The sequence below is a fragment of the Aureimonas sp. SK2 genome, from assembly GCF_029813115.1.
Lineage (GTDB): Bacteria > Pseudomonadota > Alphaproteobacteria > Rhizobiales > Rhizobiaceae > Aureimonas.
The window spans coordinates 10,595-23,527 of the sequence record NZ_JAPZDS010000019.1 but is presented as its reverse complement, the minus strand read 5'-3'; the positions used below and the strand labels follow the sequence as shown (position 1 = coordinate 23,527).

Annotated in this window: 12 protein-coding genes; 9 read left to right on the top strand and 3 right to left on the bottom strand. The window is 68.4% G+C overall.

Going from position 1 to position 12,933, the window contains the following annotated elements; all coding sequences use genetic code 11:
- Positions 1-22 precede the first annotated feature (22 nt).
- The 3 genes from tkt (at position 23) to fba (ending at position 3,965) form a co-directional block, all read left to right on the top strand.
- Entirely contained in the window at positions 23-2,026 is a 2,004-nt protein-coding gene (gene tkt, locus O5O54_RS19245; RefSeq protein WP_407061732.1) for a transketolase, read from the top strand.
- An 87-nt stretch (positions 2,027-2,113) separates the two neighbouring features.
- Positions 2,114-2,878, top strand: coding sequence for a triose-phosphate isomerase (locus tag O5O54_RS19240; RefSeq protein WP_279483471.1), 765 nt, complete (start codon positions 2,114-2,116; stop codon positions 2,876-2,878).
- Positions 2,879-2,897: 19 nt separating this feature from the next.
- The gene (fba, locus tag O5O54_RS19235; protein WP_279483470.1) at positions 2,898-3,965 is read left to right on the top strand and encodes a class II fructose-bisphosphate aldolase; all 1,068 of its coding nucleotides are present in this window, start codon (positions 2,898-2,900) and stop codon (positions 3,963-3,965) included.
- A gap of 51 nt (positions 3,966-4,016) precedes the next feature.
- Here fba and O5O54_RS19230 read toward each other — a convergent pair whose 3' ends face one another.
- Together O5O54_RS19230 and O5O54_RS19225 are read right to left on the bottom strand one after the other, a co-directional pair.
- On the bottom strand, positions 4,017-4,808 hold the full coding sequence (locus tag O5O54_RS19230; protein ID WP_279483469.1) for an inositol monophosphatase: 792 nt from the start codon (positions 4,806-4,808) through the stop codon (positions 4,017-4,019).
- Between the two features lie 43 nt (positions 4,809-4,851).
- Positions 4,852-5,751, bottom strand: coding sequence for an ROK family protein (locus O5O54_RS19225; RefSeq protein WP_279483468.1), 900 nt, complete (start codon positions 5,749-5,751; stop codon positions 4,852-4,854).
- Positions 5,752-5,923: 172 nt separating this feature from the next.
- Here O5O54_RS19225 and O5O54_RS19220 point away from each other — a divergent pair, with 172 nt between their 5' ends.
- The 3 genes from O5O54_RS19220 to O5O54_RS19210 all read left to right on the top strand — a co-directional run bounded on the left by O5O54_RS19220 (position 5,924) and on the right by O5O54_RS19210 (position 8,840).
- Positions 5,924-7,393, top strand: coding sequence for a protein adenylyltransferase SelO family protein (locus O5O54_RS19220; protein WP_279483467.1), 1,470 nt, complete (start codon positions 5,924-5,926; stop codon positions 7,391-7,393).
- 179 nt (positions 7,394-7,572) lie between these two features.
- On the top strand, positions 7,573-8,337 hold the full coding sequence (locus O5O54_RS19215) for a cytochrome c oxidase assembly protein (protein WP_279483466.1): 765 nt from the start codon (positions 7,573-7,575) through the stop codon (positions 8,335-8,337).
- Positions 8,334-8,840: a CopD family protein gene (locus tag O5O54_RS19210; RefSeq protein ID WP_279483465.1), complete on the top strand. Its 507-nt coding sequence runs from the start codon at positions 8,334-8,336 to the stop codon at positions 8,838-8,840. The genes O5O54_RS19215 and O5O54_RS19210 overlap by 4 nt, the downstream gene beginning before the upstream one ends.
- Here the strand turns inward: O5O54_RS19210 and O5O54_RS19205 are convergent.
- Positions 8,818-9,318 (bottom strand): DUF2231 domain-containing protein, encoded by a 501-nt coding sequence (locus tag O5O54_RS19205; RefSeq protein ID WP_279483464.1) that lies wholly within the window; start codon positions 9,316-9,318, stop codon positions 8,818-8,820. The two genes, O5O54_RS19210 and O5O54_RS19205, sit on opposite strands and share 23 nt — an antisense overlap.
- 48 nt (positions 9,319-9,366) lie before the next feature.
- Here O5O54_RS19205 and coxB point away from each other — a divergent pair, with 48 nt between their 5' ends.
- From coxB to O5O54_RS19190, 3 genes are read left to right on the top strand one after another with little or no spacing between them, the layout of a single operon-like run.
- The gene (gene coxB, locus O5O54_RS19200; protein ID WP_279483463.1) at positions 9,367-10,035 is read left to right on the top strand and encodes a cytochrome c oxidase subunit II; all 669 of its coding nucleotides are present in this window, start codon (positions 9,367-9,369) and stop codon (positions 10,033-10,035) included.
- Entirely contained in the window at positions 10,032-12,542 is a 2,511-nt protein-coding gene (gene ctaD / locus O5O54_RS19195; RefSeq protein ID WP_279483462.1) for a cytochrome c oxidase subunit I, read from the top strand. Before coxB ends, ctaD begins: the two co-directional genes overlap by 4 nt.
- Positions 12,539-12,895 (top strand): hypothetical protein, encoded by a 357-nt coding sequence (locus O5O54_RS19190; protein WP_279483461.1) that lies wholly within the window; start codon positions 12,539-12,541, stop codon positions 12,893-12,895. Before ctaD ends, O5O54_RS19190 begins: the two co-directional genes overlap by 4 nt.
- The last annotated feature ends 38 nt before the right edge of the window (positions 12,896-12,933 follow it).

The window sequence follows — 12,933 nt, the reverse complement described above, 5'->3', positions numbered from 1 at the left end:
GATCGAGGGAGACGAGGACACCGTGGATACGACACAAGCCCCCAGCCTGGACCCCAAACAGATCCGCGCCATGGCGAGCGGCATCCGCTTCCTGTCGATGGACGCGGTGGAGAAGGCCAATTCGGGTCATCCGGGCATGCCGCTCGGAATGTCGGACGCCGCCACCGTCCTGTTCAGCCAGTTCATGAAGTTCGACGCCAAGCGTCCGAACTGGCCCGACCGCGACCGCTTCGTGCTTTCGGCCGGCCACGGCTCGATGCTGCTCTACAGCCTGCTGCACCTGACGGGCTACGAGGACTTCACGATCGACGAGCTGAAGCGCTTCCGCCAGCTCGGCTCCAAGGCGGCCGGCCATCCGGAATTCGGCGAAGGCGCCGGCATCGAGACGACGACCGGCCCGCTCGGCCAGGGCCTCGCCACCGCCGTCGGCATGGCGCTCGGTGAGAAGATCCTGCGCGAGCGCTTCGGCGAGGAACTCGTCTCGCACTACACCTACACGATCGCCGGCGACGGCTGCTTCATGGAGGGCGTCAGCCAGGAGGCGATCTCGCTCGCTGGCCACCTGAAGCTGAACAAGCTGATCGTCCTGTGGGACGACAACCGCATCACCATCGACGGCGCCACCGACATCACGACGTCGGACGATCTCGCAAGCCGTGTCGAGGCGTCGGGCTGGGCGACGGCCGCCGTGGACGGACACGACCCGCAAGCGGTTGCCGCCGCGATCGAGGCCGCGCGCCGCTCCGACAAGCCGACGCTGATCGCCTGCCGCACCACGATCGGCTATGGCGCGGGCAAGAAGGCCGGCACGTCCGGCGTCCACGGCTCGCCCATCGGCGCCGAGGGCATCTCCTACGCCCGCGAGTATTTCGAGTGGGCGCACGAGCCCTTCGTGCTGCCCGACGTCGTCACCGACTTCTGGAAGGCCGTGGGCCGTCGCGGTGCGGCGGAAGCCGACGCCTGGGAGAAGCGTCTCGCCGCCTCTTCCCATGCCAAAGCCTGGAAGACCATCATGGCCGACGGCTTCGACGGCGATGCCGCCGCGATCCTCGCCGACGTCAAAGCGAAGTTCGCGTCGGACGCGGCGTCCGTCGCGACCCGCAAGGCCAGCCAGACAGTGATCGAGGCCCTGTCGGCCAAGTCGGCCAAGCTGATCGGCGGCTCGGCCGACCTCACCGGCTCGAACCTCACCAAGGCCGGCGCCATGAAGCCGGTGACGGCCGCCGACGCCACCGGCAACTATATCTACTACGGCGTGCGAGAGCACGGCATGGCGGCCGTCATGAACGGCCTGTCGCTCCACGGCGGCTTCACGCCCTTCGGCGGCACCTTCCTGTGCTTCTCCGACTACGCCCGCCCCGCCATGCGCCTGTCGGCACTGATGCACCAGCCGGTCGTCTACGTCATGACGCACGATTCGATCGGCCAGGGCGAGGACGGCCCGACGCACCAGCCAATCGAGCACCTCGCCTCGCTGCGCGCCATGCCCAACATGCTCGTCATGCGGCCGGCCGACGGCGTCGAGACGGCCGAGTGCTGGGAAGCCGCGCTCACCAACACGAAGTCGCCGACGACGCTGGTCCTGTCGCGCCAGAACCTCAAGCCGGTGCGCACCGGCACGCAGGGCGAGAACCTTTCGGCCAAGGGCGGCTACGTTCTGGCCGAGGCCGAGGGCGGTGCCCGGCAGGTCACGATCCTCGCCACGGGCTCCGAGGTCGAGATCGCGGTGGCGGCGCAGAAGCTTCTGAACGACGCCGGCGTCAAGGCGGCGGTGGTGTCCCTGCCCTGCTGGGAGCTGTTCGCCAAGCAGCCCAAGTCCTACCGCGACGAGGTTCTCGGCTCGGCCCCGCGCATCGCCATCGAGGCCGCCTCGCCCTTCGGGTGGACGCGCTTCGTGGACGAGGAGGAGGATGTCGTCGGCCTGCCCGGCTTCGGCGCCTCGGCGCCGGGCGGCGACCTCTACAAGCATTTCGGGCTGACGCCCGAGAAGGTGGCCGAAAAGGCCCGCGCCAAGGTCGGCGCCTGATCCTTCCGAAATCCTTATGGGGCCGGCCGAACCTATCGGTCGGCCCCGTTCGCATCCGCATCGGACAAACCGCGCAAGGCAGCCTCGATGACAAAGCGCCCCTGGATCGGCACCAGCTGGAAGATGAACAAGACGATCGCGGAGGCGGATACCTTCTGCGCGAGCGTCGCGCGCTCTCCCTTCGCACAGGACGACCGGGCGCAGCTCTTCGTCATCCCGCCCTTCACCGTGCTCCATCGCGTGGCCGACGCGCTAGGGAAGACCGACGTGATCGTCGGCGCCCAGAACGTCCACTGGAAGGATGCGGGCGCCTGGACCGGAGAGATTTCGCCCGTACAGATCAAGGACTGCGGCGGACGCCTCGTCGAGATCGGTCATTCCGAACGTCGCGAGCACTTCGGTGAGACCGACGAGACGGTGGCGCTCAAGACCGAAGCGGCCGTGCGTCACGGGCTTGTCGCTCTCGTCTGCATCGGCGACACGCGCGAAGAGTACGATGCCGGCCGCACGGCCGAGGCCCTTCGCCGCCAGACGGAGGCGCTGATCTCGAAGGTCGACTGGAGCAAGCCGGCCAAGGTCGTCATTGCCTACGAACCGGTTTGGTCCATCGGCGAAGGTGGCACGCCTGCCGAACCCGGTTTCGCAGACGGGCAGCATGCGCGCATCAAGGAGCTGACGCGCGAGAAGCTCGGCTTCGCCCTGCCCGTCCTCTACGGCGGCAGCGTGAACCCCGGCAATTGCGTCGAACTCGCCAGCCAAGACCATATCGACGGCCTGTTCATCGGCCGTTCCGCCTGGAATGCGGAGGGCTACCTCTCCATCGTATCCGACGTCGTCTCGTCCCTGTCCTGACCCCGCCTGGAGCACATCTTTGGCCCTGATCACGCTTCGCCAGCTTCTCGACCACGCCGCCGAGCACAGCTACGGCGTGCCCGCCTTCAACATCAACAACATGGAGCAGGGCCTCGCCATCCTGGCGGCCGCCGCCAAGACGGATTCTCCGGTGATCCTCCAGGCGAGCCGGGGCGCGCGCGCCTATGCCAACGACCTGATCCTCGCCCGGCTGATCGAAGGCCTTGCCGAAATGCATCCGGACATTCCGATCTGCATGCATCTCGACCACGGCAACAACGAAGCCACCTGCATCACCGCCATCCAGCACGGCTTCACGTCCGTGATGATGGACGGCTCGCTGAAGGAAGACGGCAAGTCGCTGGCCGACTACGCCTACAACGCCGCGATCACGCGGCGCGTCTCCGACATGGCGCATTGGTGCGGCGCCTCCGTCGAAGGCGAGATCGGCGTTCTCGGGAGCCTGGAGACCGGCGGCGGCGAGCAGGAGGACGGCCACGGCTTCGAGGGCACGCTCGGCCACGACCAGCTCCTCACCGACCCGGACGAGGCCGCGCGCTTCGTCGAGGACACCCATGTCGACGCGCTGGCCGTCGCCATGGGCACCTCACACGGCGCCTACAAGTTCTCGCGCAAGCCGGACGGCGACGTTCTGGCGATGAACGTCATCGAGGCGATCCACGCCAAGCTGCCGAACACGCATCTCGTGATGCACGGCTCCTCCTCCGTGCCGGAGGATCTCCAGGAGATCGTCAACAAGTACGGAGGCCAGATCAAGCCGACCTGGGGCGTGCCGGTCGAGGAGATCCAGCGCGGCATCCGCCACGGCGTGCGCAAGATCAACATCGACACCGATTGCCGCTTGGCGCTGACCGGTGCGATCCGCAAGGTCTTCGCCGAGAACCCGGAAGAGTTCGACCCGCGCAAGTATCTCGGTCCCGGCATGGCCGCGATCACCAAGCTCGCGGCGCAGCGCTTCGAGGAGTTCGGGACCGCCGGCCACGCCGGCAACATCAAGCCGATCGACCTCGCCGACATGGCCAAGCGCTACAAGAACGGCAGCCTCAAGGTCTCCAACGCCGCCTGACGCTCTCGGGCGCGGCGCTGGTGGCGCCGTGCCCGCTTTATCGTTGAATGCCTAAGCGTAGCGCGCGAGATCGCTGAGCGCCGGAAACAGCTCCGGCGAGGCGGCGACCAGGGCGTTGCCGGAAAACAGGCCGTCGCCGTCCAGGAAGGCGCTGACCTGTCCCCCCGCGCCCTCGATCACCGCCATGGCGCCGAGGCAGTCGTACGAGTTGATGTGCGATTCGAGATAGCCGATCAGCCGGCCCGCCGCGACATAGGCGAGCGAGAGCGCGCCCGAGCCGTCCCGATAGAACATGCCGCCGTTCTCCAGAAGCCGCGCGAACACCGGCAGGAGGTCGGACGGCGGGCGGCGGGTCGAGTAGCCCGTCGCGATCAGTCCTTCCTTCACGCTGGACGCGCTGCGCACCCGGATCGGCTTTCCGTTGAGCGTCGCGCCCCGACCGGCGCCGCCCGCGAATAGCTCGTCGCGCGCCGGAGCCAGGACGAGCCCGAAGCGGTTCACGCCGCCTTCCACGAAGGCGATCGAAATGCACCAGCTCGACATGCCGCAGACGAAGGGCTGCGTGCCATCGATCGGATCGACCACCCAGATGCCCTGCCCCGCCGAGAACTCGCTGCGACCGCTTTCCTCCCCGAAGAAGGCGTCCTCCGGAAAGGCTTCGGCGAGGCGCGCGCGGATCAGCTTCTCCACCGCGACATCCGCATCGCTGACGACATCCTGCAGCCCCTTGGAGGAGATGGTCAGCGTTTCGACGCGGCGGAAGTAGTCGAGCGCCAGCACGCCCGCCTCGCGGATCAGCTCGAGGGCGAAGTCGGAGCGGCGGTCGAGTTCGTTCAAGGTCATCGGAAGCTTTCGAGTTCGGGCAGGGGACGAATGGTGCGCGGCGTCAGCTGTCCTTCCAGAGCCAGGCAGCGCCGCGCACGCCGCTGGAATCGCCGTGGCGCGAGGGCACGATCGGCGTATGGAAGACGGTCGAGAACGTATATCTGGCAATGCGCCCCGGCAGCTCGTCGTAGAGCTCGGGAATGTTGGACATGCCGCCGCCCATCACGAAGACGTCCGGGTCGAGCGTGTTGACGACGACCGAGAGCCCGCGCGCCGTCCGGTCGAGATAGCGGTCCCAGACGAGGCCCGCCAGCCGGTCGCCGGCGCGCACCTTGTCCATCACGGCGCGCGCCTTCAGCTCCGTGCCGGTGTGAAGGGCGTATTCCGCTTCGAAGGCGCGGCCAGAAACCCAGGTTTCCAGGCACCCGTGCTTGCCGCAATAGCAGGGGCGGCCGGGCAGTTCGGAGGCGTGCGGCATGGGTAACGGGTTGTGGCCCCATTCGCCGGCCGAGTTGTTCGGCCCATGATGCGCCCGTCCGCCGACCGCGATGCCGGCACCCGCGCCGGAGCCGAGGATCACGGCGAAGACGACGTTGTGGCCCGCCCCCGCCCCGTCCACGGCTTCGGACGCGGCGAGACAGTCGGCGTCGTTCTCGACGCGCAGGTCACGGCCGAGCCGCTCGCGGAGGTCGGCCTCCACCGGCCGGCCGAGCAGCCAGGTGGAACTCGCGCCCTTGCCGATACGCGTCTTCGGCTCCAGCGAGCCGGGAATGCCGATGCCGACGGAACCGCGCTGGCCCGTCTCGGTCTCCAGCCGGTCGATGATGGTGCGGATCAGCGCGATGCAGCCGTCGTAGTCGTGGCGCGGCGTATCCTCGCGCAGGCGCGCGAGCTCCTGTCCGTCCGGCGAAAGCGCGACGCCCTCGATCTTGGTCCCGCCCCAGTCGATCCCGATCAGCATGCCGCATCCCCTCCCGTGGACGCCCGTCCGCGCGCAACGCCGCGCAAGAAGCGTCATAGATGCTCATGATACCAGATGCCAGCGGAAGCTTGCCCATGACCGCACCGGCGGGTGGAAACCCATCGTGGTCCGTCCCATCTGCGAGGGGCAACACCCGACCCGGAGGCCCGCGATGGGCATCGCCATTCCGTTCGACAACAGCTACGCCCGCCTTCCGCCGGGGTTTCACGCGCGCGTGGCGCCGAAGCCGGTGGCCGCGCCGCGGGTCGTGAAAGTGAATCACGCGCTCGCCGCCGAACTCGGCATCGACGCCGGGGCGCTGGAAACGGCCGAGGGAGCGGCGGTTCTGTCCGGTGCGGCGGCGGCGCCCGGATCGGAGCCCATCGCCCTCGTCTATGCGGGGCACCAGTTCGGCCAGTTCGTCCCGCGTCTCGGCGACGGGCGCGCGCTCCTGATCGGCGAGGTCGTGGACGGCAGCGGCCGGCGCCGCGACCTCCAGCTCAAGGGCTCCGGCATCACACCCTATTCGCGTCAGGGCGACGGGCTGGCGGCGCTCGGGCCGGTGCTGCGCGAATATCTCGTCAGTGAGGCGATGCACGCATTGGGCCTTCCGACGACGCGTTCGCTCGCCATCGTGACGACCGGAGAGAGCGTCTACCGCGAGACCGAACTGCCCGGCGCGGTACTCACCCGTGTCGCCGCCAGTCACATTCGCGTCGGCACGTTCCAGTATTTCGCGGCGCGCGGCGAGACCGAGAACTTGCGCGCCCTCGCCGACTACGCCATCGCGCGTCACCAGCCGGACGCCGTCGGTGCGCCCGACCGCTACCGCCGCTTGCTGGAAGGCGTGGCGAAGCGGCAGGCCGAGCTGATCGCGCGCTGGATGCTGGTCGGCTTCGTCCATGGGGTGATGAACACCGACAACATGACCGTGTCGGGCGAGACGATCGACTACGGCCCCTGCGCCTTTCTCGACGCCTACGATCCCGCCACCGTCTTCAGCTCCATCGACCGCGGCGGCCGCTACGCCTACGGCAACCAACCGGCGATCGGACAATGGAACCTTGCGCGGCTCGCCGAGTGCCTGCTCCCGCTTCTGTCCGAGACCGAGGCCGAAGCCATGGAACAGGCGACGGGCGCGCTGTCGCTCTATGCCGACGCGTTCAACGCGGCCTATGCGCGGGGACTCCTCGCCAGGATCGGTCTGCCCGAGGGCACGGGCGACGACAGGCCGCTCGCCGAGGACCTCCTGAAGCGCATGCAGGCCGGTGGCGCGGACTTCACCGCGACCTTCCGCGGCCTGTCCGCGATCCTGGACGGCGGCGACGCGGCCACCGTCTCCAGCGGCTTCCGCGACCCGGCGGCCTTCGACGCCTGGGCTCGGGACTGGAAAGCGCGGCTGTCGCGGGACGGCGCGAGCCCCGGCGAGCGGGCCGAGGGCATGCGACGAGTGAACCCCGCATTCATTCCGCGCAACCAGCGCGTGGAAGAGGTGATCGCCGCAGCCGTCGGCAGGGACGACTTCGGCCCCTTCGAAGCGTTCCTCTCCGTCCTCGCGCGACCCTACGAGGACCAGTCCGAAGCGGTTCGCTGGGCCGATCCCGGCCCCGCGGCGCCCTATCGGACCTTCTGCGGAACCTGATCGTTCCGGGGGACGTTGCTTCCCGGCTACACATGCCGCCCCGATGACGGTCACGAACGCGTCAAGTCCGTCCTGACGGGTCCGCCGCCATTGGCGAACCGGCGCCCCGCCTTAGTCTTCCCTTCTCCCCGGCCTTCGCGGCCGGTTCCCGGAGACGAGACGAGGTGGTTCCCCCGGCCATGCTGGAGCGAGCGGACGATCCCTATTGCGGCAGCCCGCCGGTGCCGGCGGACCTCCTGACGGCCTGGAATCTCGATCCGGCGCTGATCGCCGTCATGGGCCTCGGGTTCGCGGCCTCGCTTGTCGCGATCCATCGAAGCGGCATCGACGTCGCCCGGCGTCGCGCTTGGCTGATCTCGGGCTTTCTCGTCCTGGCGCTCGCCTTCCTGTCGCCGCTTTGCGCCCTGTCGTCGGCGCTCTTCTCGGCGCGCGTGGTGCATCACATGCTTCTCGTCGCCGTGGCGGCCCCCATGCTGGCGATCGCCCTTCCCGCACGCGCGCCGGTCGGTGCCGGCTGGCTCGGTGTAGCCACGCTCGCCCATATCCTGACGCTCTGGGTCTGGCATGCCCCCCAGCCCTACGCCTTCGCGCTCTCCAGCGATCTCGCCTACTGGATCATGGAAGGCACGCTCATGGCGGCGGCCTTCGCCTTCTGGCGCGGCGTGCTCGCCCCCTGCTCGCCGATGGCGTCCGTACTCTTCGCCCATCTCACGGTGATCGTGCAGATGGGGCTCCTCGGCGCCCTCATCACCTTCGCGCCTGCCCCCCTCTATGCGCAGCACTTTCTCGCCACCACGCCCTTCGGCCTGACGGCTCTGGAAGACCAACAAGTCGCGGGGCTCGTGATGTGGGTGCCCGCCCTCGTTCCCTATCTCCTCGCCGCCCTGTCCGGCGTGATCCGGTTGGTCGGCGGCGAGGATGCACGAGAAGGGTCCGCCGCTTGATCCTCGTCTGGACAAAGAGCCTTCACATCGCGGCGCTCGTGGTCTGGTCGGCCGGCCTTCTCGTCCTACCCGTCCTGATGACCCAGCGCGAGGCGCTCGGGCACGGGCGCGACCTCGACAGGCTCCATTCCTTCACCCGCTTCGCCTATATCGTCGTGATCTCGCCGGCCGCCTTCGTGGCCGTCGGCTCCGGCACGGCGCTGATCCTGCTGCGCGAGGTGTTCACGCCCTGGTTCGCGGTGAAGCTGCTGCTGGTCGGCGTGCTGGTCGCCGTCCACGTGCGGCTCGGTCTCCTCGTGCTCGCGGTCTTCAAGGAGGAGGGCCATTTCCGCCTCTGGCGCGTCCTGCTGGCGACGGTTGTGATCTCCGCCCTTCTTTCCGGGATTCTGTGGGTCGTGCTCGCCAAGCCCGACCTCGACCTCGACTGGCTTCCCGATTTCGCCTTCGAACCCGGCGGGCTCGGCCGGGTCGGCGACGACGTCATTCGTCGTCTGACACCATGATGCCGACGCCATGATGCAGGATCAGCTTGCCGCCGTGCCATCCCGCCAGCCCCGTGAAGACGCTGCCGAGCACCGACAGGAACAGGCCGACCGGCAGAACCGACTGCGGATCCACAAGGCGCAGCCCCCAGTTGGCCGCGATGATGGAGATCAGCATCATCGCGGCGATCGCGTGGGTCCAGCTGGCCGCACGCGCGCGGATGCCCGGCACGAAGATCAGCTCCATGGTGCCGACCAGCGCCGCCGCGACGCCGAAGCCGAGCGCCCCGCCGGCCGACCACAGCCCGGCGCGCAGCCAGAAGTCGTCGCCCGACCACCAGTAGAACAGGTCGCAGGCGAGCGTCGCGATGACGAGGGCGATGGGAAAGTGCACGGCCATCGCATGAATAGGATGCCCCGCCACCGCGATGGCGGAACTCACGTCCTTCTCGGCGACGCGTCGAAGAACCGGGCTCTTGCTGTGGATCGACTTGCTCATCGGGGGGGTCCTGTCCTGGCATCCGTGCGGGGCCTTCGCCGCAGGGGGATGTGGAGCGCCGCAGCCTCTCTGCCACTCCTCTCGGCCTGTTCGGGACCGCTCTCGACGCTCGAGCCCGCCGGCCCGGCCGCCGCGTCCACGGCCCTCCTCTGGTGGGTGATGCTGGTCGGGGCGACCGCGATCTTCGTGTTCGTCCTCGCGCTGGTCGGCCTCGCCTTCCTGAAGCCGGGCATCGGCCGCGACGTGCCGCCGAAGCGCTGGCTGGTCTGGGGCGGCCTCGCTTTTCCCGGCGTGGTGCTGAGCGCCCTTCTCGTCTTCGCGCTCCTGACCGGCGAGCGCCTCCTCGCCCATCCCGACACGCCGGGCCTGTTCACAGTGGAAGCCCACCCCCGGCAGTGGGACTGGCGCTTCCGCTACGAGGACGGCCGCGAAAGCGCCAATGTGCTGCATCTGCCGGCCGGACGCCCGGTCGATATCAGAGTGGTCGGCTCGGACGTGATCCACGCCTTCTGGGTGCCCCGCCTCGGCGGCAAGATCGACGCCATTCCCGGCCATGTGAACACGATCCGGCTGCAGGCTGACCGGCCCGGCACCTATGGCGGCGTCTGCGCCGAGTTCTGCGGGGTGGGCCATCTCGACATGCAGTTCAGGGTCGTCGCCCACGAGCCGGCCGATCTCGAAGCGGCCCTCGCCACTCTCGAGCTGGGGGGCCAATGAGCGCCGCCAACCCTATCCGTCTGCATCACGAGCTGGAACGCATCTGGCGTACGCCGCGCGGGCTCGGACAATTGTCGGCCGTGAACCACACGGTGATCGGTCGGCGCTTCATCCTGGTCGCCTTCGTGTTCTTCGCGATCGGCGGGATCCTGTCGATGCTGATCCGCGCGCAGCTTGCATCGCCGCATAGCGCCTTCGTGGGACCCGATCTCTACAACCAGATCTTCACCATGCACGGCACGGTGATGATGTTCCTGTTCGCCATCCCGATGTTCGAGGGACTGGCCATCTACTTCCTGCCGAAGATGCTGGGCGCGCGCGACCTCGCCTATCCCCGCATGACGGCCTACGGGTTCTGGTGCTACGTCTTCGGCGGCTCGATCCTGATCGTCGCCATGCTGGTCGGCGTCGCGCCCGACAGCGGCTGGTTCATGTACACGCCGCTCTCGTCCGGCCGGTATTCGCCGGGCATCAACGCCGACGTCTGGCTGCTCGGCATCACCTTCGTCGAGATTTCGGCCGTCGCGGCGGCCGTGGAGCTCACCGTCTCGATCCTGAAGATGCGCGCGCCCGGCATGTCGCTCGCGCGCATGCCGATCTTCGCCTGGTACATCCTGGTCACCGCCGGCATGATGCTGGTCGGCTTCCCGCCGCTGATCCTCGGCTCCATCCTCCTCGAGCTGGAACGCGCCTTCGATCTGCCCTTCTTCGATCCGACGCGCGGCGGCGACTCGCTTCTCTGGCAGCACCTCTTCTGGCTCTTCGGCCATCCGGAGGTCTACATCATCTTCCTGCCGGCGGCGGGCATGATCTCGACCATCCTGCCGGTCCTCGTCGGTCACCGGCTGCTCGGCTATTCTTGGATCGTCGTCTCCGTGATGGCGATGGGCTTCCTCAGCTTCGGCCTCTGGGTCCATCACATGTTCACGGTGGGCATCCCGCATCTCGCCCAGGCCTTCTTTTCAGCGGCCAGCGTCCTCGTCGCGGTGCCGACGGGCGTGCAGATCTTCCTGTGGATCGGCACGATGATGGCGGGCCGTCCGAGGATGACCTTGCCGATGCTGCACCTGATCGGCTTCTTCGTGGTGTTCGTCTGCGGCGGCCTGACCGGCGTGATGCTCGCCATCGTGCCCTTCGACTGGCAGGCGCACGACACCCATTTCGTGGTCGCCCACATGCACTACGTGCTGGTCGGCGGCTTCGTCTTTCCCATGCTCGCGGCGGCCTACTACTACCTGCCGCATTTCAGCGGGCGGAAGCCCCTCTACGGCGTCGGGCACGTCGCGTTCTGGCTGATCTTCATCGGCTTCAACCTCACCTTCCTGGTCATGCACCTGACCGGTCTGCTCGGCATGCCGCGCCGCTACTACACCTACGAGAGCGGCTACGGCTGGGACTGGCTGAACCTCGTCTCCTCCATCGGCGGCTTCATCACGACCATGGGCTTCGCACTGGTCGCCTTCGACTTCATCTTCCAGTTCCGCTACGGGCGCGTCGCCGAGCGCAACCCCTGGAAGTCCGGCGGGCTGGAATGGGCGACCGCGACACCGCCGCCCTCCTACGGCTTCGCCTCGCTACCGAAGGTGGACGGCCGCGATCCCCTGTTCTCCGATCCCGACCTCGGCCGGAAGCTCGCCGCCGGCCAGGGCTATCTTGCGACCCCCCGCAACGACTGGCAGGAAACGCTGGTGGTGGAGATGGCGACGGGAAAGCCGCAGGCGATCCAGCTCCTGCCGCAGCCGACCTATCTGCCCATCCTCACCGCGCTGGCCACGGGCTCCTTCGTCCTGTCGCTCCTGTTCAAGGTCTATGCCTTCTCGCCGGTGGCTGTCGCCCTGACGCTCGTCATGTTCCTTCTCTGGACGCGGGCGACGGGCGCGACGGTGGACCGCGGCGAGATCGACGCCGGCCAGGGGCTCCACCTCCCGGTTCATCCGGAGACGCCGCGCCCGCTTTCGTGGTGGGGCATGAGCTGCGTGCTCCTGGCCAACGGAACGATGTTCGCATCGCTCCTGTTCGGCGTCCTGTTCCTCTGGCTCGTCGCACCGGGCTGGCCTCCTCCGGTGGTCGCGGATCTGCCGCTCGGCGTGCTGTCCGCCGCGGCGCTGGCCTTGATCTTCGCCGCTCTCGGCAGCGGGCTCGCGCTGGCGGGTCTGAAGGAGCACGGATCAGCCCTTCTCGGCACGCTTTTGGCAGCGCTGGGAGCGGCGACCGGCACGGCGCTCCTGGTCTGGCTCACGTTCCAGGTGCCGACGCCGACTGCCCATGCGCATCTCGCGCTGACCGCGGCGCTGCTGGTCTACAGCGCGGTTCACGGCGCCTTGGGAACGGTCTTCGCTTTGTTCGGCCTTTGGCGCATCCGGGCCGGGATCGTTTCGCAGCGGCGCAGCGCCGACCTGTCGATCGGCGGTCTCTGGCATGGCTATACCGCCGTGACGGCGGCGGTCGGCCTCGCCCTCGTCGCCGTCATGCCTTGGCTGGCTTCGGTGGAAAGGATGGCGCCATGATCCGGGAGCGTTCGGCCGCCAACCTCCTGATCCTCGTCGCCGGACTGGTGATCTGGAGTTCCGCCTTCGTCGCGCTCTACGCGCTGCTCTCGATCGGATGCGCCTTCGGCTGGGAGGATCGCGGCTTCGGACCGGTCTCGCTCCAGCGGGCGGTGCTGGTCGGCGCCTGGCTCGCGCATCTCGTCCTTCTCGGCCTGCTCGTCGCTTGGACCTCACGGCGGGCGAAAAGAGCAAAAGGGGACGACGAAATCGCCCGCTTCTTCGCGCGCACGGCGCTCGCCGCGGCGGTGGTTGCGGTCGCGGTGACACTGGTCAACTACGCGCCGATCCTCGTGCTTTCGATGTGCCTGTGACGGTCGGTCGGGTCGGCGAAGGCCGGCCCTGCCGATAT